Origin of the sequence: Glutamicibacter arilaitensis, from assembly GCF_044793945.1 — a bacterium.
Taxonomy (GTDB): domain Bacteria; phylum Actinomycetota; class Actinomycetes; order Actinomycetales; family Micrococcaceae; genus Glutamicibacter; species Glutamicibacter arilaitensis_B.
In genome coordinates this window covers 279020-300467 of record NZ_CP084994.1, presented here as the reverse complement: position 1 = coordinate 300467, position 21448 = coordinate 279020, and the positions used below count along the sequence as shown (strand labels likewise).

General features: G+C 60.1%; 17 protein-coding genes and 3 riboswitches. Of the genes, 11 read left to right on the top strand and 6 right to left on the bottom strand.

The annotated features are described in order from the left end of the window. Positions 1 to 291 precede the first annotated feature (291 nt). From LG294_RS01445 to LG294_RS01430, 4 genes are read left to right on the top strand one after another with little or no spacing between them, the layout of a single operon-like run. Positions 292 to 1182, top strand: coding sequence for a DUF1932 domain-containing protein (locus LG294_RS01445; RefSeq protein WP_404288829.1), 891 nt, complete (start codon positions 292 to 294; stop codon positions 1180 to 1182). Next, positions 1179 to 2528: an MFS transporter gene (locus LG294_RS01440; protein WP_404288827.1), complete on the top strand. Its 1350-nt coding sequence runs from the start codon at positions 1179 to 1181 to the stop codon at positions 2526 to 2528. Before LG294_RS01445 ends, LG294_RS01440 begins: the two co-directional genes overlap by 4 nt. 4 nt (positions 2529 to 2532) lie before the next feature. Continuing rightward, a complete protein-coding gene (locus LG294_RS01435; RefSeq protein ID WP_404288825.1) occupies positions 2533 to 3156 on the top strand; it encodes a 4-carboxy-4-hydroxy-2-oxoadipate aldolase/oxaloacetate decarboxylase in 624 nt (207 codons plus the stop codon). 50 nt (positions 3157 to 3206) lie between these two features. After that, entirely contained in the window at positions 3207 to 3851 is a 645-nt protein-coding gene (locus LG294_RS01430; RefSeq protein WP_404288823.1) for a GntR family transcriptional regulator, read from the top strand. A gap of 748 nt (positions 3852 to 4599) precedes the next feature. Here the strand turns inward: LG294_RS01430 and LG294_RS01425 are convergent. From LG294_RS01425 to LG294_RS01410, 4 genes are all read right to left on the bottom strand, one after another. Beyond that, the gene (locus tag LG294_RS01425) at positions 4600 to 5511 is read right to left on the bottom strand and encodes a MetQ/NlpA family ABC transporter substrate-binding protein (protein ID WP_404288821.1); all 912 of its coding nucleotides are present in this window, start codon (positions 5509 to 5511) and stop codon (positions 4600 to 4602) included. 25 nt (positions 5512 to 5536) lie between these two features. Beyond that, positions 5537 to 6232: a methionine ABC transporter permease gene (locus LG294_RS01420; RefSeq protein WP_404288819.1), complete on the bottom strand. Its 696-nt coding sequence runs from the start codon at positions 6230 to 6232 to the stop codon at positions 5537 to 5539. Next, complete coding sequence (locus LG294_RS01415) at positions 6229 to 7263, bottom strand: methionine ABC transporter ATP-binding protein (RefSeq protein WP_404288817.1); 1035 nt, start codon at positions 7261 to 7263, stop codon at positions 6229 to 6231. Before LG294_RS01415 ends, LG294_RS01420 begins: the two co-directional genes overlap by 4 nt. Before the next feature lie 146 nt (positions 7264 to 7409). Then, positions 7410 to 7500: riboswitch (SAM riboswitch) on the bottom strand. 275 nt (positions 7501 to 7775) lie between these two features. Continuing rightward, positions 7776 to 8291, bottom strand: a complete 516-nt coding sequence (locus LG294_RS01410) for an ASCH domain-containing protein (RefSeq protein WP_404288815.1) — start codon at positions 8289 to 8291, stop codon at positions 7776 to 7778. 288 nt (positions 8292 to 8579) lie between these two features. Here LG294_RS01410 and ggt point away from each other — a divergent pair, with 288 nt between their 5' ends. Next, positions 8580 to 10403 (top strand): gamma-glutamyltransferase, encoded by a 1824-nt coding sequence (gene ggt / locus LG294_RS01405; RefSeq protein WP_404288813.1) that lies wholly within the window; start codon positions 8580 to 8582, stop codon positions 10401 to 10403. Between the two features lie 86 nt (positions 10404 to 10489). On the opposite strand, the gene LG294_RS01400 is transcribed toward ggt, so the two are convergent. Both LG294_RS01400 and LG294_RS01395 read right to left on the bottom strand, forming a co-directional pair. Beyond that, on the bottom strand, positions 10490 to 11893 hold the full coding sequence (locus LG294_RS01400) for an LLM class flavin-dependent oxidoreductase (RefSeq protein WP_404288811.1): 1404 nt from the start codon (positions 11891 to 11893) through the stop codon (positions 10490 to 10492). 67 nt (positions 11894 to 11960) lie between these two features. After that, positions 11961 to 13295 (bottom strand): acyl-CoA dehydrogenase, encoded by a 1335-nt coding sequence (locus LG294_RS01395; RefSeq protein WP_404288809.1) that lies wholly within the window; start codon positions 13293 to 13295, stop codon positions 11961 to 11963. A gap of 16 nt (positions 13296 to 13311) precedes the next feature. Then, a riboswitch (SAM riboswitch) is annotated at positions 13312 to 13412 on the bottom strand. Positions 13413 to 13677: 265 nt separating this feature from the next. After that, a riboswitch (SAM riboswitch) is annotated at positions 13678 to 13785 on the top strand. A 5-nt stretch (positions 13786 to 13790) separates the two neighbouring features. Between LG294_RS01395 and LG294_RS01390 the strand changes: the two genes are divergently transcribed. From LG294_RS01390 to katG, 6 genes are all read left to right on the top strand, one after another. Continuing rightward, positions 13791 to 14603 (top strand): ABC transporter ATP-binding protein, encoded by an 813-nt coding sequence (locus LG294_RS01390; RefSeq protein ID WP_404288807.1) that lies wholly within the window; start codon positions 13791 to 13793, stop codon positions 14601 to 14603. 62 nt (positions 14604 to 14665) lie between these two features. Beyond that, complete coding sequence (locus LG294_RS01385) at positions 14666 to 15682, top strand: aliphatic sulfonate ABC transporter substrate-binding protein (RefSeq protein ID WP_404288805.1); 1017 nt, start codon at positions 14666 to 14668, stop codon at positions 15680 to 15682. 5 nt (positions 15683 to 15687) lie between these two features. Beyond that, entirely contained in the window at positions 15688 to 16509 is an 822-nt protein-coding gene (locus tag LG294_RS01380; protein WP_404288803.1) for an ABC transporter permease, read from the top strand. Positions 16510 to 16542: 33 nt separating this feature from the next. Beyond that, positions 16543 to 18507: an acetate--CoA ligase gene (gene acs / locus LG294_RS01375; protein ID WP_404288801.1), complete on the top strand. Its 1965-nt coding sequence runs from the start codon at positions 16543 to 16545 to the stop codon at positions 18505 to 18507. A gap of 148 nt (positions 18508 to 18655) precedes the next feature. After that, on the top strand, positions 18656 to 19087 hold the full coding sequence (locus LG294_RS01370) for a Fur family transcriptional regulator (RefSeq protein WP_404288799.1): 432 nt from the start codon (positions 18656 to 18658) through the stop codon (positions 19085 to 19087). A gap of 118 nt (positions 19088 to 19205) precedes the next feature. Next, on the top strand, positions 19206 to 21383 hold the full coding sequence (katG, locus tag LG294_RS01365; protein ID WP_404288797.1) for a catalase/peroxidase HPI: 2178 nt from the start codon (positions 19206 to 19208) through the stop codon (positions 21381 to 21383). Positions 21384 to 21448 lie beyond the last annotated feature (65 nt).

The following is a 21448-nucleotide window of genomic DNA, read 5'->3' as shown; positions in this document are numbered from 1 at the left end:
ACGCGGCGGTGCGATCGCTTAGTCGGGTATAGAACAGTTCGACGGACGAACTTTCCATGATTGCAGATACGCCGGTTGCGTGAGAAGGTCCTGCGGGAAGCCTGTTGAGGGAGCCGGCTGAGCCGTCAAAAGGAAGAAGGTCCCGCACCAAGTGGCCCGATTCACATCTAGTACAATATAAGTACGATCGAGATGAATTTCGTCTTTTTTCAAAGTTATTTTGTGAAACTCTTGCATGATCGTACTCACATTGTATTGTTAGTGTATCGACGTGTTCAAAGAGGAGCAAAAATGAAAATCACCCTAGTTGGCACGGGGCAGGTGGGCTTGGAATGGGCCGCGGCCCTGGCCAAATTGCCCGACGTGCAACTTTCGCTGTGCGACTCGCACCCATCACCCCGGGCCCTGGAATGGATTGAATCCAGTGGACTGCTGCTTCACCGGGAGGTCTCCGACTGGATCTCCGGTCAGGAAATCGTCCTGTTGTGCGTGCCCGGCACTGTAATCGGTGGCCTCGTACCCTCGGTTTTGGACCATGTCGTGTCCGGTGCCGTGGTCGTGGACCTTTCCACGGCTGGAGCTGACACCAAACAGCAAGCCGCCGTGCTGGCAGAAGCTGCACACGCAACCTACATTGACATCGCAATCACCGGGGCCGTGGGCATCCACGGCGTACGCACCCCCCTGCTCTACGCAGGTGCAGCTTCCCCTCAGGTGGAGCAGCTGCTCACACGCGTCGGGGCACCATTGACGATACTGCCCGAAAGCACGCCGGGCGATGCGGTGGCGGTCAAGCTTCTGCGCTCAGTCATCATGAAGGGGCTCGAAGCCCTGGCCGTCGAGGCTCTCCCTGCCGCCCGAGCATATGGCGTCCTCGAACCCCTGCTCCAAAGCCTAGGAGATGTCGACCGTTCCCCTTTCAGCGACCTGATCAAGAGCATGGTGACCAGCCACCCGGTCCAAGCCTACCGTCGGCACTCCGAAGTCCTCGAGGCCCGAGAACAGCTGGAACGCGCAGGTGGACCACACGAGATCACCGACGAGGTTGCCCACCGCTACGCAGCCACTAAGCTCAAGGCCGAAACCCTCGGCGCCCCCAAGGAATCCACCCTTGATGCCGCCCTAGACTGGTTCGGCATTGCCTCCAATGACGGAGCACTGAACGGATTGGTCAAGTCATGAGCACCGTGAAAACTATGCCGCTGACCGCGGCTGAATCCGAGAGCACGCTGCGTAAGATCAAGTGGCGAATCCTTCCTCTCCTCATCATCCTCTACATCATCGCCTTCATTGATCGGGCCAACGTAGGCTTCGCCGCCCTGGAAATGAACGCTGCACTGAACATCTCTGCGGCTCAGTTCGGCCTCGTCGCCGGCCTGTTCTCCATCGGGTACTTCCTCTTCGAGGTCCCCAGCAATATGCTCATGCGCAGGGTTGGCGCGCGCCAATGGATCGCCCGAATCCTGGTCACCTGGGGCATCGTGGCCGTGGGCACGGGGTTTGTGCAGGACTTCACCCAACTGGCAATAGCTCGGACCCTGCTGGGCGTCGCCGAGGCAGGCTTCTTCCCCTGCGTGATCCTTTACCTGACCTTCTGGTTCCCAGAGCGTGAACGGGCCCGCGTGGTGGCCATGTTCATGGTGGCTCTGCCTATCGCGACCCTGATCGCCTCCCCCCTCTCCGGCTGGATCATGGACAATATCGCTTGGTACGGCATGGACGGTTGGCGCTGGGTCTTCATCATCGAAGGCTTCCCCGCCATCATTCTCGCCGCCGTAACCCTGTTAGTGCTCGTGGACAAGCCCGGCGATGCCAAGTGGCTTACCGACCGCGAGAAGGCCTGGCTAGATGACACCCTCGAGGCCGAGCGGCAGGCCAAGGTCGAACGCCACGGCCACACCTCCTTCTGGAAGAGCCTGATGGGCGTCAAGGTCCTTGCTCTGGCTCTGATCTACTACAGCAAGTCCGTCGCGATCTACATCCTGGCGTTCTTCACACCGCAGATCATCGCCGGCCTCTCCGAGCGACTCACCACCACCGAGGTCGGTTGGATCAACGCGATCCCTTACGGTGTCGCAGCCGTCTTTATGGTCTACTGGGCCCGCCACTCCGACAAGACCGGCGAACGACGTTGGCACGTGGCCATCCCACTGTTGGCCGCAGCCGGCGGCCTGCTGCTGATGCCGTTGTTCGCCGGCCAGTTGATCCCCTCCATGGTCCTGCTGACGATCATCACGGTAGCGGTCTACGCCACTTACGGTCCCTTTTGGTCGCTTCCCTCGCTCTTCCTCACCGGCCGGTCCGCGGCCGTGGGACTGGCATCAATCAACTCCCTGGCTAACCTCGGGGGATTCGTCGGCCCCTTCGGATTCGGCCTCCTCAAGGACGCCACCGGCACCACCAACTGGGGCTTGGTCATCGTAAGCCTCGTCCTTCTGATCGCCGCCGGTCTTGTCGTCGGGGCACGATTCGTCCGCGACGCCGAGTCCCTGGCCAAATCTGCCGCCATCGCTACCAAAGAAAGCTAAGAAAATGACAACCTCCACAGACACCCTGCTCACCGAACTCGCCGCCCTAGGCGCGGCCACTGTATATGAAGCCAACGGACAACGCGACGCGCTGGATCCGGCAATCAAACCCTTGGATCCCACGTCCCGCATCGCGGGCCGTGCCGTCACCGTCGACCTAGAACCCGGAGACAACTGGTTCATCCACGTGGCGATGCTCGAGACCCGGCCCGGTGACATCCTCGTCGTCGACGCCAAGGGCTACACCCAAGCCGGCCCCTGGGGAGACGTGCTGACGCTCGCAGCCCAGCAGCGAGGACTTGCGGGCTTGGTCATTGACGGAGCCGTGCGGGACAGCCAGGAAATCATCGAATCCGGTTTCCCTGTCTTCACCCGTGGCGTCTGCATCCGTAAGACCACCAAGGTACAACGCGGACGGGTGAATGTGCCCGTAACTGTCGGCGGCGTCTTGATCCGGCCAGGCGATATTCTTGTCGGCGACGCCGACGGGCTCGTACGCGTGGAGGAACAGGACGCAGCCAATGCAGTCTCTTCGTCCTCCCAGCGCGCGCAGAAGGAGAACCGCATGCGTGAGGAAATCCTCGCCGGCGCCTCGACTTTGGATCTGCTCGGCCTGCCCCGACCGTGAAACGGTAGTATGGCCATTAAGGCCATTGGGCGAAAGGATGAGGAAAGCATATGCACCGTCTGGAACTCCTCGAGGAACTGCGTTCCCGGATCACCTCGGGGCATATCCCACCCGGCGGACATCTCGTCGAGAGTGAGCTCACGACCGAATTTGGTGTAAGCAGAACTCCCATCCGATCTGCCCTCAGAACACTGGCAGACGAAGGTCTCGTGGTACTCGAACCAAACCGCGGGGCCTTCGTGGCCGAGTGGACCAGTGCCTATGCGGCTGAGGTCATGACGATCCGGGCACTGCTCGAAGCCCTCGGAGCGGAGCTCGCCGCCCAACACCGCACCCAAGCGCAGCTCGCAGCCATGACCGCGCTATGCAGCGAAATGGACGAGCTCAACGCCCACCAGCCGAAGGGCTACCGAGGAAAAATCGCCCAGCTGAACCACGAATTTCACCTGGCCATCTTGGCCGCAGCCGCATCCCCGCGGCTCTACAACATCGCCAAGGACCTGGCTCTGGCTCCACTGATGTCTGGTTCCTTCCAGTACTACAGCCCTGAAGAGCTTGCCCGCAGCCTCCAAGACCACCAGCTACTTCTAGACGCTATCGAACGCCAGGACAGTCCCGCCGCCAAGTCCCTCATGGAATCCCACCTCCGCGTGGCATACACAGCGCTTAGTGGCAGACAAGAAAAAGCGGGCTGAGCTTCCCACCCCCAGCCAAACGGGACGGCAGGGAAAACTGCAGGACGCCGCTTGCGAAGCCGCCAGGGTGGGCATCTCGCCACCAGAGTCGCAGGCCAACGCACCGGAGTCCGCGCTTGTCGTGCGGGCGTTACTGCGCGGCGGTCGGCTAGGGCTCATGTCAGGGATCGTCGAGTATGCCAATATCTGCTGCGGGAAATTCTTCGACACTCACGATGAGTGTGTCCCAAGAATGAGAAACAAAGCATGTCCACCGGTTTTCAGGCCCCATTGGCATTTCGCCAGACTTGTCGTTTTTCGAAGTCGCGCGCACTGCAATCGCACGGGCGATAGTTGAACCAGTACGTGCACTTTTGACCTCCGAAACAACCCCTTCACCCCATAAGTGGTGTGTCTGATTAAACATTCAAGACCGTCTCGATAGCGAGTCGGCTACCGGAACACACCGTGTTTTGACCTGGATGGTAGAAGTTTAATGGATTCACAGAAGAGCCGACTGTTCCGTTAGCCCCGTACGGTGTGGTGCCCGGTGTTATTCCGAGTTCGGAATAACACCGGGCACTTTTCCGGACAGGCATACGGGAATGCAAAACATTGAGTACTCGTAGTTTCGAAAAGTCAGAATTCATCAGAATGTCCGTCCCGAACGCCTACCGTCTGAATTCGCTGTTCCTCTACTGGGACTGCAGGAACTTCCTTTTAGAGCTGCCATTTAGCCGCCAAATAATGTTAACAGTCACGGCTCGGTCTATTCGGCTGATACCGGAGTCAGCACTCCCTTGACCAACGGATCATCGGTGTTCTTCAGGTATTCCTGCAGCCGTGGATCCGAAAACACCTCGATCAGCTTGGCGGCATCGGGAGTTTTCGAGAACTCGGTGCCGAAGATGAGCTTGGACGCGAAAGTCCTCGGGGGCTCCGGGAACAAGATTCCCTTATCGCGATCGATCTTTCCGGCATCGAACTGAGACACGTATCCGATGGCGGCATCCACATCGTCGAGCATGCGCGGCATGGCCAGAAGATCTGCTTCCTTCAGTTCAAAACCGCGGGGATTATCCACCACGTCTGCCATTTTTGCGGTGCGTGGTTCGATGTCGGGGTCCAGCCCGAGCAGGCCTTCACGCTCCAGAAGCCAAAGCGCTTGTCCCTGGTTAGCAACGTCGTTAGGCAAGAGCAGAGTCGATCCCGTGGGCAGATCCTCGACCGAACCGTAGCGGGTGGAATACAACCCGAAGCCCCACTGATACAGCTCAACAGTCGGCGTCAGTTCCACGCCGGCGGCTTCTGCAGATTGCTGCATGTACCACTCATGTTCAAAGATGGTTGCGTCGAATTGCCCTTCTGCCACTGCTCGGTTTGCCTGGATTGGATCCTGCAGTCCAATTGGTTCGATCTCGACTCCATAGTCCGGCGCGATGCTCTCGGCTACGAATTTAAGGATCTTCTCTTCTCCGGCCATTGCTGGTTCAAAGTGAACTTTGAAGCTCGTTTTGCTGGTTTCATTGAGGGCGAGCGCTGGGGCAGACTTTTGCTGCACCAGTAAAGCGCCTAATACGAGGGCAAAAATAGCTGCTACTACTGCAATGGTCCAGGGAAGTTTCGTGGTGTTTTTACGCAGGGTAAAGCCATGATCATGACCGTTAGGTGAGTTTGTCATTTTCTTTTCGTTTGCTTTAGGGCGCTTAGGGACGGGCCAGTGCGCGGGCGATACGGTCGCCGAGGAATTGGACTATTTGCACGGTCAGAATGAGTGCGAGGATCGTGGCGAGCATGACGTTCATGTCGAAGCGCTGATAGCCGTAGGTGACTGCCAAGTAGCCGATACCGCCTGCCCCAATGGTTCCGGCGATGGCCGAATACTCGACCATCGAGATGGTGTTGAGCGTGATGGCGGAGGCTAAGGCAGGTAGCGCCTCGCGGATCTGCGTGGCACCAATGATTTGCAGCGGCGTTCCACCGGTTACCAGGCCAACGGCCAGATTCTCCTTGGGCAGATCGTTGAGCGCGTTTTGCACGAGTCGAGCGAAGAATGGAATGCCCGCAATGGTCATCGGCACGACAGCTGCCCAAATGCCGATGGTTGTTCCGGTCACCCATTTGGTGAACGGGATAATCGCCGCCATTAAGACTAGGAACGGTAGCGAGCGTCCCATGTTGACGATCCAGCTCAGCGCCCCGTGGCTCTTATCGTGGGGAAAGAGGCCCTGCCGGTCCGTGTTGAACAGCGCCAAACCCATAATTCCGCCAAAGAAGATCACTAAAACCATCACGATGCCGACCATTGCCCATGTCTGTCCATAGGCCGGAAGCATGAGGGCGGGCAGTTCGCTCCATGGAGTGTCGGTGCCAACGGCAGCGCTTTCGGTTGGGATTCTCATACCGTCACCTCAGTGCGTTCCTCGTGGTTGGCCGTGCTGGCAAGGAGCTGTTGGGCTCGTGGCGTGGCTCGCAGTCCCCATCCGCCTAGTACAGCGATGGCTCGTTCTTCAGTGATGCCGGTCAACCCGATTTCAACGCGACCCAGTGTTCCTTCGTGATGCGCTTCCACGGAGCCACCGAGCAGCGCGACCCGTGCACCGTGCTCAATTCCGAGCCGGGATATCCATGAAGGGTCCACGTGCGCCGCTTGATATGCCACGGTCAGGGTGAATTCGAATCCTGCGGGTACCAGATCTGGGCGCAAGGGCAGAAGCTTTGAACCGGTCACCGAATCCGGATCAGACACCAGGCCTCGAAGGTCACCGTATTCGGCGATCCGACCGCCGTCTAGCTGGGCGACTTGGTCGGCTATATGGCGCACCACATCCATCTCGTGGGTTATCAGGATGATAGCCAAACCCAAATCAGTGCGCAAAGAGTCGAGCAGTCCTAGAACCTGCGCGGTGGATTCGGGGTCCAGTCCCGAAGTTGCTTCATCCGAGAGCAGCAATCGCGGACGTAGTGCGAGCGCCCGGGCGATGCCCACGCGCTGGCGTTGGCCACCGGATAGTTCTCCGGGGTAAGAATTGGCGCGATCTGCGAGGCCAACGCGGTCCAAGAGCTCGGCTACCCGGTTTTCCATCTCATGGTGGATTACGCCTAGGTTGCGCAGCGGCAACGCGACATTTTCGGCTACCGTCATGCGGCGCAAAAGGGCTGAGTTCTGGAAGATCGTCCCGATGGCACGACGCTCCGCACGGAGTTCCTTGCCGGAGAGCACGGACAAATCTTTTCCCTCAACCAAGATCTGGCCGCTGCTGGGCTTTTCCAGCAGTGAGATGCAATGGGACAAGGTGGATTTGCCGGCTCCCGAAGGCCCAACCACTGCGGTGATTGACCCTGATTGGACGTCCAGATCGATCCCCTTGAGGACTTCGATTCGGCCCTGGGCCGTGTCGTAATGCTTATGCAACTGGCGGATTTCAATCATTTGATCGCCCAGATAAAATCGTTCGCATTTGTTCTCCTTGGTGCTGGCACCGCGCAGAGTCTCAAACAGCCGTGATCCGTCGATTCAGGAAGTTACCGGCTTTCGCACGTCTCTGGATCTCGGGAACAGTGTCGGTGTGTCAGACTGCTCCATCGGTCCTGGCAGTAGCACCGGCCCCGTGAGGGGTGGTTGCTGCGACGTCATTAAGCCAGGTCTCTCGGTCGCTCTGGATGGTTACCATTCGACATGTGAATCGAACAGTTTCAGTCTGTGCCCATGGCCGCTTCGTGAACAACCATGACGTTATATATGCGTCATGAAGTCACCATCGGGGCTCAAATGGCAGGAAAATGGGCCATAAATGCGGTGCTCAATCGTCACATGTCGCTGAGTGACGGCGCAGAGCGTACATCTTGACTTCGGAACGTAATTCGAATACCTTGATTGTCCCTTTCAAGGAAGCAAAGCAGGAATCCTGAACAGCAAGGTGGAGCAAATCTTGCGTCTGAAATCTAGTGGCGGGGCCAGACCACTTCGAAGCGTTCGCATACGATTCGTTCACCGGGGATGCTGGTGATTGCCGGTTCCCACCGCTTGCCAAAATCTGCTTGCTGCGTCCGCTTCCAGAACTTCTCGTGTTCCCGGCGCCAGCTTGCCAAGCTACGGTCGTCCTCGCCCTCGGCGTAGGCAAAGTCGGCGTCCACCTGGTCGAATGATCTCAACGTTACCTCGCTGGTACGCAGGATAATCTGCGGTATCCCGATGCCGTCGCAGGCGATCCAATGCGAACCGACCTGTGGGAGAGTTTCGTTCTCGGCAAGGTACTCGTTTTCGAGGCTTGAGGTAGCGCGTTTCTGTCCGTGGGTGACTTCTCGCAATAACGAGTCGGCCAGCGCAGGGCTGTCTCCGAAGTATTCCACCACGTATTCGCCCGGATCGCTGGCACAGCTTTTGCGGTATTCATCCCACATTTGTGCGGCTGAGGCAAGATCTAGCGGCGGCATCTCGGTGGCGTGTTCGTTGCTCATGCTCTTAGCCTAAGCGCAGTTCAGAAAGCGCGAATTCCTCACCGGCTCCAAAGGTCTCCGAAGCAGCCCTCCGCCTGGGCGGCAGTAACCGTCGAACCGGATTAACTTCATACCTACGCATTCGCGCCGAGAGCGCGGCCGTGATGGTGAAACCAAAGTTAAATATGTTCCGACCTGCGCTAAATTGCGGATAAGCCCTTACAGTGATGCGTGTCACAGCCCTTATCTGCGGTGGTTCTCCCGTAAATTGGCGCTTACTTCATCCCCACCTTTTCAGGAGATCAAAGTATGTCACGAGCATGTACGAGAGCTATCGCCAGCGCTGCGGCACTCGCGCTGGGACTGGGCACTTTCACCGCACTGCCGGCCAGCGCCGATCCCAGGGCGACCGACAAAATGCCAACGGCCAAAGGCAGCGGCGGCGCTGTCTCATCCGTGGACCCGGAAGCGACCGCCGCCGGCATTGACATCCTACGCAAAGGCGGCAACGCAGTGGATGCGGCTGTCGCAACCGCGGCAGCGCTGGGCGTGACCGAACCTTATAGCGCGGGTATCGGTGGCGGCGGCTACTTCATGTACTACGACTCGAAAACCGGAAAAATCAGCACAATTGACGGCCGCGAGACAGCACCGGCAGCAATGCCCCAAGATGCCTTTGTCGACCCGGAGACTGGCGATCCGTATAACTTCACGCCCGAACTGGTGACCAGCGGCGTGGCCGTAGGTGTGCCCGGAACTCTGGCCACTTGGCAGCGTGCATTGGATAATTGGGGTTCCCAAAGCTTGAAGAAAGTTTTGCGCCCGGCCACCCAAGTGGCCTCACGAGGTTTTGTGGTCGATGAAACCTTCCGCGAACAGACCCTTGATAACAAGGAACGCTTCGCAGCTTTCAGCTCGACGAGCGAGCTGTTCTTGCCCGATGGCGATGCACCCCAGGTTGGCAGCATCTTCAAGAACCCGGATCTTGCTCAGACCTACCGGTTACTTGCCAAGCAGGGCCCCTCGGCGTTCTACCAGGGCGAGATGGCCGAGGAAATATCCCAGACGGTGCAAGCTCCACCCAAGGTTGAAGGCACCGAGCTCCCGGTTCCGGCCGGTTATGTGAGCACCGCCGATCTGGCGGACTACGAGGTGGTGGAGCAGCAGCCAACCAAGGTGACCTACCGTGGCTTGGATGTCTTTGGCATGGCGCCATCGTCCAGCGGAGGAACCTCCATCGGAGAATCGCTGAATATTCTTGGCGAATTCGTCCTCTCGGGCATGGAGCAGCCCTCGGCGCTTCACCACTACTTTGAAGCGACGGCCTTGGCCTACGCCGATCGCGGCAAGTTTGTTGGCGACCCGGCATTTGTGGATGTTCCCACCGCAACCCTGACCGACAAGTTGTTCGGCATCGACCGGGCGTGCGCGATTGATCCCGACCAGGCCGCGGTGAAACCGGTAGCGCCGGGCGACATTGATGGCTATGACGGATTGTGCCCCGCGGCAACCAGCGAACCGGTGATTGAGCAGGATACCGAGAATATCTCCACCACCCACCTTTCGGTGGTTGACCGCTGGGGCAATGTGGTTTCCTACACGCTGACCATCGAGCAGACCGGCGGTTCGGGAATGGTGGTGCCGGAGCGCGGATTCCTGCTGAATAACGAGCTGACCGACTTCTCCACGGTGTACGATCCGCAGGATCCAAACCGCATCGAACCGGGCAAGCGTCCGCGCTCGTCGATGGCACCAACGATTGTGCTGCGCGATGGCGAACCGATGCTCGCCATCGGCTCCCCCGGTGGCTCCACCATCATCACGACGGTGCTGCAGACCTTGGTGAACCGCATTGATTTGGGCATGGACATCAGCCAGGCAATCGCGGCACCTCGCGCCTCGCAGCGCAATACCGCGGCAGTGACGGCAGAGCCCGAATTCATCGAGGCCTACGGCTCAGCGCTTGAGGCTTTCGGCCACAAGCTCACCCCCGCTGGTGATTCCTTCACTCCGCAGGCCGAAATCGGTGCGGTTGAGGCGGTGGAAATCGCCGCTGATGGGTCTCTGACCGCGGCGGCTGAACCAACCCGCCGTGGCGGCGGTTCGGCCATGGTGGTCACGCCCGCTAAATAGCCACTAAAACCAGCAAGTCCCCGGGAATTTCAGTGTTTCGCGGGGACTTGCTGGTTTTTTTGCGTCACTATTTGATTTTCAAGACCCTAGGCCTGCGGAGCCAGACGGTTCGCAATCTTATACTGGGCTGCACGGTGGGTGTCCTTCACCCGGTCACCCTCGCCGAAGAGCTTGTGGCGCAGCGAGCCCTCGGTGTATTCGGTCTTGTAGACCCCGCGTGCCTGCAGCTCGGGGACCACGTACTCGACGACGTCCTCGAAGGTGCCTGGAGTGACAGCATAGGCGAGGTTGAAGCCGTCCACGTCGGTGTAGTCCACCCAGTCGATGAGCTTCTCGGCTACCTCAGCACCCGAACCGACGGAGACCGGGCCGAATCCGCCAACGCCGATCCATTCGGCCAACTGGCGGATGGTCCATGGCTTTCCGGTATCACCGCTGGCCTTCTTGAAGGTTTCTACCGAGGACTGGATGGCGTTGGACTTCACGTCGTCGCCAATCACGTCATCCGGTCCGTAGACGGACATGTCGATGCCGGTCCAACCCGAAAGCAGTGCGAGCGACCCCTCGATATCCACGTAGGAGCTGTAGTCCTCGAACTTTGCCTGGGCAAGTTCGGTGGTTTCGGCGGTGATGATGGTCTGCATGGCGAAGACCTTGATGTCGTAGCGGCCACGGCCTGCGGCTTCGGCAGCGTCGCGAATTTTGGCGACCGCTTCCTTGAGCAAATCTCGAGTTGGGCAGTTCACGAAGATCGCTTCTGCATTCGACGCGGCGAATTCGGTGCCGCGCTTGGACGCGCCGGCCTGGTAGATCACCGGGGTGCGCTGGGTGGACGGCTCGGTGATGGCGATGCCCGGAACCTTGAAGTACTTGCCTTCGTGGTTGATCGGGTGGACCTTGGCTGGGTCGGTGTAGACGCCGGTTTCCTTGTTGTTCTGCACCGCGTCCTCTTCCCACGAGCCCTCGAGCAGCTTGTAGACCACCTCGAGGTACTCATCGGCGTGGTTGTAGCGCTCGTCGTGCTCCATCTGGTCTTCCTGGCCCATATTGCGGGCGGCCGAGGGAAGGTACCCGGTGACGACGTTCCAGCCCACGCGGCCGTTGGTCAGATGATCCAGGGTGGCCAGACGGCGGGCAAAGGCGTAAGGGTGCTCGTAGGCAGTACCCGCGGTGACGCCGAAGCCGAGGTTCTCGGTCACGGCGGCCATGGCGGAAACCAGCATCATCGGGTCGTTGACCGGGGCCTGGGCGCCGGAGCCCAGCGGGGTAACGTTGGTGCCCTTGTACACGTCGTAGGTGCCCAGCACGTCTGCGAGGAACAGGCCGTCGAATTTTCCCTTTTCCAGCACCTTGGCCAGGTGCGTCCAGTAGCCCAGGGTGTTGTAGGTCGAAGCCTTGTCATCCGGGTGGCGCCAGAGGCCTGGCGACTGGTGTACAACGCAGTTCATATCAAAGGCGTTAAAAAGGATTTCGCGCTTGTTCTCGCTCATTGGTGTGCCCCTATCCATGGAAGTTGAAATCTGGTAATTCTGAAGATTTGCGTTCGAGAAGTTTCATTTATGTGCCGGAGTACCGGTTGGCTCCGGCTACCGTGCCGGTGACGGACAGCCGCTGGGGCTGCACGCCGTTGATCTCGTAGTCCCCTACGATGCGCGCTTTATAGATCGCCGGATTGTGCGTCGCAATGGTGCGTGCGTTGCGCCAGTGGCGGTCCATATTGCAGCTATTGCGGGTGGAAGATGCACCAAGCGCGTCGAAGAGTTTGCTCGTTGCACCGATGACCAGTGGCTGCACGATCGTCTGTGCGCGGTTTGCCGCTAGTTCGCAGACGGCAAAGCGTTCCTCGGCGTTCAGGTTCTGATCGGTCATTGCCGATTCGACCTCCAGCACGGCGCCCATGACCACGGAATCCGCGGCAAAGATTTCGGCGGAGACCTCGCCGACAAGCTGCAGTACCTGCGGTTCACGGTGCACCGGGACTCCGGTGCCGGTGCTGAAACTGCGGGTACGCGCCTGCACCGATGAGCGCAGGTCGTTTAATGCCGCCCGTCCGATGCCTGCTTGGACTGCCATGAGCACCAGTTGGAAGATTGAGGCCTCTGGATCCGTGGGGTCCTCCGGCATGAAGGTGTCCACCGGAACTTCGTGGAACTCGGTGGTGCCGGTGCCGGTGAGCTGTTGGCCAAACCCGTCCCAGTCATCAAGGATTTTCACGCCACTGTGCTGCGTGGAAACCACTGCGATCTGGCGTCCAGGAAGTTGTGGGTGAGCCACCGCTACGGTGGTCCAATCGGCGAAGATGGTGCCGGTGCAATAGAACTTTCGTCCGTTCACCAGCCAGCGCGAGCCCTCCTCGGTGACCTTGGTATTGAGCACCCCCAGGGCATTGCCGCCTTCCTCGGTGTAGGCGTTGCCCACGATCTGCCCGGAGCTGATCCGGGCGACCCATTTGCTTCGGAGCAGCGGGTCCTCAAGGCGCACCACGTTTTCCACGAAGGCAATGTGTGCACGCCAAAGCTGAGCTACGTGCGAGTCTGCCTCGGCTAATTCGATGAGCAATCGGAAGCAATCGCTCAAACGCGCCCCGTGCCCTCCGTCGGCAACCGGTAGACGCAGCGCACCGAAGCGTTCACGGTTCAGCAAACCCACTTGTTCAAATGGCAGGATTCGCTGCCGGTCGCGTTCTTTTGCGCCCAGGGCGATCTGCGCGAACACCGGACGGAAAATATCGGCAAGCCGCTCGTACTGTTCGTCCGCACCGGGTCCTGGGGTAATTTTTAACAGCTGCCGGGTCGGAAGCTCTTGGGGAAGGTCGTCAAGCTCCACCGCGCTACCCGCAAAAGACGGGTCGCTAAGCGCATTAAAGTCGCCAGCGGGATCGCCAAATGACATTGAAAGTCCTCAATTCTTTCCATCGGTCCTGGCTGTAGCACCGTCCCGCGCCAATAAATTGGTGGGTGGTTGCTGCGACGTCTTCGAGCCAGATCTCTCGGTCGCTCTGGATGGTTCGTAATCATTTGTAGCCTGAGTTTTACGTCGGCATCAACCCGGTTAGTCACATTTCTTCGTGCACGGATCGTCATTGAAATGCATCAAGGACAGCACTTACCCGGCGCGGCCGAACACCACAGCTAGCGTTTACTGATTTTTCAGCCAAATACGCGATTGATGAAATATAAATCGAAACATCACGATGATGTGACGCATCTATCGAATATTTTGCATGTTACGAAAGATTTGCATTGAAATCGTTCGAATGCCTGTAATAGTCATGTAACCATCCCGAGCGGCCGAGAGATCTGGCTCTGTGACGCCGCAGCAACCACCACCCACGGTTCATAAACCTAACGGCGGCCGGTGCTACCGCCAGGAACGATGGAGATGAATATGACTACAGCTTTTGCCTTGCCTGAGACCGTCCAAAACGCGACGGCACTCGAAGTGGAGTTCCTGGACCTATCGCGTACTTTCACCACTAAGAAGGAAAGCAACACGGTGCTTCGCGATGTGAATCTACACCTCGAAGCGGGACAGATTGTTGCAATTCTCGGCGCAAGCGGTTGCGGCAAATCGACCCTCTTGCGGGCGGCGTCCGGCCTGGACCGCCCCTCCACCGGGTCTGTGGTCATCGGAAGCCGCGCTGTGACAGGGATCGATGAGCGGTGCGCCGTTGCATTCCAGGAACCACGGCTATTACCTTGGCGCTCCGTCCGCGACAACGTGTCCATCGGCCTTGCACCGGGAACCGACAAGCAATCCGGGCGTCAGCTGATCGCCGAGCTGCTGGAGCTGACCGGCTTGAGCCACGCAGCGGATCTGCGCCCACGTGAAATTTCCGGTGGCATGGCTCAGCGGGTTTCGCTTGCTCGCGCGTTGGCCCGGCGCCCGGGCGTCCTGCTACTCGACGAACCCTTTGGGGCTCTCGACGCGCTGACCCGAATGAAGATGCAGGACCTGCTGCTGGCCATCCACAAGTCTTTCCCGACAACCGTGCTGCTGGTGACCCACGACGTCGATGAGGCGCTGACTCTCGCCGACCGCGTCGTCGTGCTGGGCCGCCCCGAGGGCCAGGCCTCGGCGACCGTGATCGAAGATCGAGTCCTGTCCGCGGAGCATCCGCGCAGCCATACGAGCAACGAATTCGTCGCACACCGCACAGCGCTGCTCAGCCTGCTCGGCGTTGATCCGGCGAACCACTAGTACTTCCTACCGCACTCATTCGGCCTCGCAGGCCTTCCATTCGCACAAATCAAGGATTTCCCATGCTCTCGAATCGCTTTTCCCGTCGCGCCGCACTCTCCGTAGCAACGTTCAGCATTTCGGCCCTAGCTCTGACCGGATGCGCGGGCGAGAACGCCGCAGCCGATGGCCAGACGCTGTCGATCGACTTCGCCACCTACAATCCGCTGAGCCTGGTTCTGAAAGAAAAGGGTTGGCTGGACGCTGCCGCCCAGGAACAGGGGGTCACCATCGAGTGGATTCAGTCGGCGGGTTCGAACAAGGCCAACGAGGCGCTGCGCGCAGACGCCGTGGATGTGGGATCCACCGCGGGTTCGGCAGCGCTATTGGCCCGCTCCAACGGTTCACCCATCAAGACCATCTCGCTGTATTCGCAGCCCGAATGGTCCGCCCTCGTGGTGAACGAAGATTCGGACATCAAATCAGTCAAGGACCTGAAGGGCAAACAGGTCGCGGCCACCAAGGGCACCGACCCCTACTTCTTCCTGCTGCAGTCCTTAGCCGAAGCCGGTCTGAGCGATTCGGACATCACCTTGCAGAACGTGCAGCACGCCGATGGGCGCACCGCGCTGGTCAACGGTTCAGTCGATGCCTGGAGCGGCCTGGATCCGATCATGGCTGACGCCGAACAAGACGGCGCGAAGCTGCTCTACCGCAACCTGGACTTCAACACCTACGGCGCTCTGAATGCCCGCGAAGATTTCATCGAGGAAAGCCCCGAACTCGCCCAGCTGGTGGTGGACTCCTACGAGAAGGCCCGCGAATGGGCCACCGCCAACCCTGCTGAAACGGCGAGCATTCTGGCCGAAGCTGCAGGCCTGGAGGCGCCGGTGGCCACCCAAGTGATCGAGGAACGCTCGAACCTCGACGTGGACACCGTTCCGGGTGAGGATTTCACTTCGGTGCTGCGCAATATCGGACCTACCTTCGTGGCCAACAAGGACGTCTCCACCCAGGACGCGGTCGATGAAGCGCTGGAATCCCTGGTGGATGATCAGTTCGCTTCCCAGGCCGACGCGACGAAGATCGCCGGAGAATAAGCAACATGTCTTCAGCGAATCAAACACAACAAGCCAGCACGCCGGTGCAGGCGCGCGAAAGCCTTGGCGTCAAGCTGCTGAAGCTACCGCACTGGCTGCTCGCGCTGATCCTGCCGATCATCGTCTTGCTCACCTGGCAGGTGGTCACGACCACCGGCATCGTCGCGCCGTGGTCCTTGCCGACGCCGGCGGCCGTGGTGGCCGCGGCCGGCGAACTGCTCGAAGGCGGAGAGCTGGGCAAGCACGTGGGCATTTCGACCCAGCGTGTACTGCTCGGATTCTTCTTCGGTTCGCTGCTCGGGCTGCTCTTCGGCGCGCTGGTCGGATTGTCCCGGCTCGCGGACGCATTGCTCGGCCTGAGCATCGGGGCGCTGCGCGCCGTGCCCTCGCTGGCCTGGGTTCCGTTGCTCATTCTGTGGATGAAGATGGGCGAGGACTCCAAGGTCACGCTGGTCATCATCGGCGCATTCTTCCCGGTGTTCACCACCGTTGCCTTGGCCCTGCGCCACGTGGACCGCCAGCTCATCGAAGCCGCGCGCGCGTTCGGCCTGAACGGCCTGAAGCTGCTGCGCACCGTGCAGCTGCCCGCCGTGGTTCCTTCGGTCTTCTCCGGGCTTCGCCTCGCCTTGGCCCAGGCCTGGCTGTTCTTGGTCGCCGCCGAGCTGCTCGGCGCCTCCATGGGGCTGGGCTATCTGCTCACCGACTCGCAGAACAACGGTCGCATCGACCGGTTGATCCTGACAATTATCCTGCTCGCCGTCTTCGGAAAGATCACCGATGCCCTGCTCTCGGTAGCAGAACGCTGGGCGATCAACCGCTGGACCTAAGCCAACAACTCGAATCACTTTCAAGGATCCGCTATGACCACCACCGAATTGGCCAGTACAAAACAGCCCTCCAACGCCGAGGCCCGCCAGGAATTCTGGGATGAAGCGGCGAACCTGCTTGACTGGGACACCCCATGGCACACCACCAGCCAGATCATCCCGGCAGATGTAGAAGCCAAACGCGGCCCGCAGATCTCCTGGTACCTGGGCGGCAAGCTCAACGCCGCGGTGAACTGCGCGGACCGCCACGTGGCGGCTGGCAACGGCGACAAGGTAGCCCTCTACTTCGAAGGCGAGCCAGGTGATCGCATCGCGGTGACCTATCAGAACCTCCAAGACCGGGTCAGCCAAGCGGCGAACGCCCTGCTGGAACTGGGTGTGGCCAAGGGGGACCGTGTGGTCATCTATCTGCCGGTGCTCGTTGAAACGATCGTCATCACCTTGGCCTGTGCACGAATTGGGGCAATTCACTCGCTGGTCTTCGGTGGCTTCTCTGCGGAAGCGCTGAAGTTCCGCGTGGAAGACACCAAAGCAAAGCTTTTGGTCACCACCGATGGCCAGTTCCGGCGCGGCACTTCGGTTCCGGTCAAGGCCAACGCCGATATTGCGGTATCCGGCGAAAACAGCATCGAAAAGGTTCTGGTGATCCGCCGGACCGGGGATGAGATTCCTTGGACCGCGGGACGCGACGTGTGGTGGCATGAGACGGTGGAAACCCAGTCCACCGCGCACGCAGCGCAGGCTTTCGATTCAGAGACCCCGCTCTTCATCATGTACACCTCCGGAACCACCGGGCAGCCGAAGGGCTTGGTGCACACTACGGGAGGCTATCTGACCCAGGCCGCCTACAGCCACAATCTGTTGTTCGGAAACCCGGACGAGTCCCGGCGCTCCCACGACGTGCACTGGTGCACCGCCGACCTCGCCTGGGTCACCGCGCACACCTATGAGATCTACGGCCCGCTGGCCAACGGCGTCACCCAGGTGATCTACGAGGGCGTGCCCAACGCACCCCATCCAGGTCGCCACTTTGAGATTATCGAACGCTACAAGGTCACCAGCTACTACACCGCGCCGACGCTGGTCCGCTCGCTGATGGGTTGGTTCCCCGCAGGCGCTCCGGCCGAGTATGACCTGTCCTCCGTGCGGGTGGGCGGCACCGTGGGCGAAGCGGTCAACCCGGAGGCATGGCGCTGGCTGCGCGCTCAGCTGGGGCGCGACACCGATGGCGGCATCCCCATGGTCGATACCTGGTGGCAGTCCGAGTCCGGCGCAACCGTCCTCTCTCCGTTGCCTACCGACGAGCATTTCAAGCCCGGCTGCGCTTCGCGGGCGCTGCCCGGTGTTTCGGTGGACATCGTGGATGCCGCAGGCGACCGCGTAGGACCGAATGAGCAGGGAAATATCGTCATCACCCAGACCGGCCCGTCCATGGCCCGCACGGTCTGGGGAAACCCGGAACGCTACTACACCAGCTACTGGGAGCAGTACGCCGCCCAGGGCTGGTTCCTGGCCGGGGATGGCGCGCGTTTCGACGAGGATGGGGACATCTACATTCTGGGACGCACCGATGACGTGATCAATATTTCCGGGCACCGGCTGTCAACCATCGAGATCGAATCAGCACTGGTCACCCACCCGGGCGTGGTCGAGGCGGGAGTCTGCCCGACTCCCGATCAGAAGACCGGGCACGCGGCCACCGCGTTCGTGGTGCCGCTGGATGCCTCTCTGGTCGCTGCGCAACCCGATGCACAGACGCTCGCCCGCCAGCAGCAGTTCATCGCCGAACTGCGCGCCACCGTCACCACGCAGATCGGACCGATCGCCAAACCACGCGATATTGTCCTGGTCCCCGATGTGCCGAAGACCCGCTCGGGCAAAATCATGCGCCGCCTGCTGACCCAGCTCTTCGAGGGCACCAAGCTAGGGGACACCACCAGCTTGCAAAATGAACCATGCATTGCCCGGCTCAACGAGATCTGCCGCGCTCGCGACTAGCCCCCAATGAATCTGGCCGTCCTTCATCCGCTCTTCTGAAGGTCGGCCAGATTCATTTAACCGCTTCTGACCACGAATTTTTCAGTGGAGCGAAAAGACACAAGTAATTATCTTGACTCATTCAAAATAAATAGGGCAAGCTAGTACTATGACAACATCCGAGGGAATCGAGAAGGTGCTGCGCGAAGCATCGATGCGGGTCACCCGCCCGCGCGTCGCGGTGCTCGCCGCGGTGACAGCTCATCCCCATGCGGATACCGAAACCATCATCGAGGCAGTTCGCCAAGAGCACCCGCTGGTATCTCATCAGGCGGTCTACGATTCCCTGAAGCTTCTCACAAGCCTTGGACTGCTCCGCCAAATCCAGCCCCACGGCCATATCGCCCGGTACGAAACCCGCGTAGGCGACAACCACCATCACGTGGTCTGCCGCAATTGCGGAACACTGGCGGACGTGGACTGCGCCGTCGGAGCCGCACCATGCTTGCATGCCTCGGATCACCACGGTTTCAGCATCGACGAGGCCGAGGTCATCTATTGGGGACTTTGCCCAGACTGCCAAAAAGCCAAGACAGTGTAACCATCCACGAAATCTGTCTGAAAAGAATTACCGCAAGGTACTAATTTTCGTCTTCGCACGCCGCCGGCGAGCGGACACGGAGTTGCCAAACCCAATCCCTTATCGGAAGGAAGACTAAATGTCAGAAACGACTACAGGTCAGTGCCCAGTAGTAGGAGCCGGACGCGTTCACCCTACCCGGGGTAATGCGAATACCGAATGGTGGCCAAATAAGCTGAACCTGAAGATTCTTTCGAAGAACCAGGAAGCTACCAACCCGCTGGATCCGGACTTCGATTACATCGAAGCTTTCGAAGCGCTGGATCTTGCCGCCGTCAAGGCTGATATTGCCGAGCTGATGACCAAGTCCTACGACTGGTGGCCAGCTGACTTCGGCCACTACGGCCCATTCTTCATCCGCATGGCGTGGCACGCTGCGGGCACTTACCGCTCGCATGACGGCCGCGGCGGCGCCGGTGCAGGTCAGCAGCGTTTCGCACCATTGAATTCCTGGCCAGATAACGTGAACCTGGACAAGGCACGTCGACTGCTGTGGCCAGTCAAGAAGAAGTACGGCCAGTCCCTGTCCTGGGCCGACCTGATCGTACTAACCGGCAACGTGGCCCTTGAAGACATGGGCTTCGAAACCTTCGGCTACGCCGGCGGCCGCAAGGATGTTTGGGAAGCTGACGACGACATCTACTGGGGCCCGGAAAAGGTCTGGCTGGAGAGCGAACGCTACACCGGTGCACGCAATCTGGAAGCGCCATTGGCGGCAGTCCAGATGGGCTTGATCTACGTGAACCCAGAGGGCCCGGATGGCGTTGCAGATCCATTGGCTTCGGCCATTGACATCCGCGAAACCTTCCGCCGCATGGGCATGGACGACGAGGAAACCGTCGCGCTGATCGCTGGCGGCCACACCTTCGGCAAGACCCACGGCGCCAGCGCCGAATCCCACAAGGGTGAAGACCCAGAGTCGGCTCCATTGGAGATGCAGGGACTGGGTTGGAAGTCTACCCACGGCACCGGCCACGGCGATGACACCATCGGCTCGGGCTTGGAAGTCACCTGGACCTACCACCCAACCCGTTGGGACAACGAGTTCTTCCACATCCTCTTCGCCTACGAGTGGGAGCTGTTCCACTCGGAGGCCGGCGCGCAGCAGTGGCGCCCGAAGGACGGTGCCGGCGATGACATGGTGCCGATGGCCCACAACGCAGCCGTACGCCGCGAACCACGCATGCTGACCAGTGACCTGGCCCTGCGTTTCGACCCGATTTACGGTCCAATCTCGGAGGACTTCAAGAACAACCAGGAGAAGTTTGCCGACGCATTCGGCCGCGCCTGGTTCAAGCTGACCCACCGCGATATGGGCCCGAAGTCCCGCTACTTCGGCCCAGAAGTTCCGGCAGAGGACCTCGCCTGGCAGGATCCATTGCCAGCAGCCCCGGAGGTCACCCTGGGCGACGCCGAGATCGCCGCGTTGAAGTCCCTGATCAACGGATCCGGCCTGTCGGTTCAGCAACTGGTTTCCACCGCGTGGAAGGCCGCAGCGAGCTTCCGCTCCTCGGACAAGCGTGGCGGCGCTAACGGCGGTCGCATCCGTCTGGAACCACAGGTTTCCTGGACTGTGAACCAGCCTGAGCAGCTCAAGCCGGTCATCGCAGCACTGGAAAATATCGTTGACGAATTCAACGCGACCTCGGTCGTGAAGGCTTCCTTCGCCGACGTTGTGGTTTTGGCCGGCAACGTAGGCATTGAGCAGGCTGCCCTGGCGGCCGGCCAGCAGCTTGACGTTCCGTTCACCCCGGGTCGCGTTGACGCTACCCAGGAGCAGACCGACGTGGAGCAGTTCGCCTGGCTCGAGCCAGTAGCCGATGGCTTCCGCAACTACGATTCGGGCTTCCTGCAGCTGCCTTCCGAGTACTTGCTGCTTGACCGCGCGAATCTGCTGGGCCTGACCGCCCCGGAAATGACCGTGCTCTTCGGCGGCCTGCGCGTATTGGGCAACAACTGGGATGGCTCAAACACCGGCGTCTTCACCGACACCCCGGGTGCGTTGACCAACGACTTCTTCGCGAACTTGTTGGAGCTGGGCCTTGAGTGGACCCCGGACGCCGAGGAGAAGACCTACTCGACCACCGACGGCCGCTGGATTGGCAGCCGCGTTGATCTGGTCTTCGGCTCGAACTCCGAATTGCGTGCATTGGCCGAGGTTTACGCCGCGGACGATGCCAAGGAGAAGTTCGCCAAGGACTTCGCCGCAGCCTGGGCCAAGCTCATGGATGCGGACCGCTTCGAACTACGCAAGTAAGTAGTTCCCAGCCTCACCACGGTGGCCGCTACCCCGCAGGGGGTGGCGGCCACCGCTGCATTTCT

Coding starts and splice junctions, on each gene's coding strand:
- LG294_RS01390 (WP_404288807.1), top strand. CDS start 13,791: ATGACTACAGCTTTTGCCTTGCCTGAGACCGTCCAAAACGCGACGGCA.
- LG294_RS01425 (WP_404288821.1), bottom strand. CDS start 5,511: ATGACAAACTCACCTAACGGTCATGATCATGGCTTTACCCTGCGTAAA.
- LG294_RS01380 (WP_404288803.1), top strand. CDS start 15,688: ATGTCTTCAGCGAATCAAACACAACAAGCCAGCACGCCGGTGCAGGCG.
- LG294_RS01415 (WP_404288817.1), bottom strand. CDS start 7,263: ATGATTGAAATCCGCCAGTTGCATAAGCATTACGACACGGCCCAGGGC.
- LG294_RS01445 (WP_404288829.1), top strand. CDS start 292: ATGAAAATCACCCTAGTTGGCACGGGGCAGGTGGGCTTGGAATGGGCC.
- LG294_RS01400 (WP_404288811.1), bottom strand. CDS start 11,893: ATGAGCGAGAACAAGCGCGAAATCCTTTTTAACGCCTTTGATATGAAC.
- acs (WP_404288801.1), top strand. CDS start 16,543: ATGACCACCACCGAATTGGCCAGTACAAAACAGCCCTCCAACGCCGAG.
- katG (WP_404288797.1), top strand. CDS start 19,206: ATGTCAGAAACGACTACAGGTCAGTGCCCAGTAGTAGGAGCCGGACGC.
- LG294_RS01395 (WP_404288809.1), bottom strand. CDS start 13,295: ATGTCATTTGGCGATCCCGCTGGCGACTTTAATGCGCTTAGCGACCCG.
- LG294_RS01370 (WP_404288799.1), top strand. CDS start 18,656: ATGACAACATCCGAGGGAATCGAGAAGGTGCTGCGCGAAGCATCGATG.
- LG294_RS01440 (WP_404288827.1), top strand. CDS start 1,179: ATGAGCACCGTGAAAACTATGCCGCTGACCGCGGCTGAATCCGAGAGC.
- LG294_RS01435 (WP_404288825.1), top strand. CDS start 2,533: ATGACAACCTCCACAGACACCCTGCTCACCGAACTCGCCGCCCTAGGC.
- ggt (WP_404288813.1), top strand. CDS start 8,580: ATGTCACGAGCATGTACGAGAGCTATCGCCAGCGCTGCGGCACTCGCG.
- LG294_RS01385 (WP_404288805.1), top strand. CDS start 14,666: ATGCTCTCGAATCGCTTTTCCCGTCGCGCCGCACTCTCCGTAGCAACG.
- LG294_RS01430 (WP_404288823.1), top strand. CDS start 3,207: ATGCACCGTCTGGAACTCCTCGAGGAACTGCGTTCCCGGATCACCTCG.
- LG294_RS01420 (WP_404288819.1), bottom strand. CDS start 6,232: ATGAGAATCCCAACCGAAAGCGCTGCCGTTGGCACCGACACTCCATGG.
- LG294_RS01410 (WP_404288815.1), bottom strand. CDS start 8,291: ATGAGCAACGAACACGCCACCGAGATGCCGCCGCTAGATCTTGCCTCA.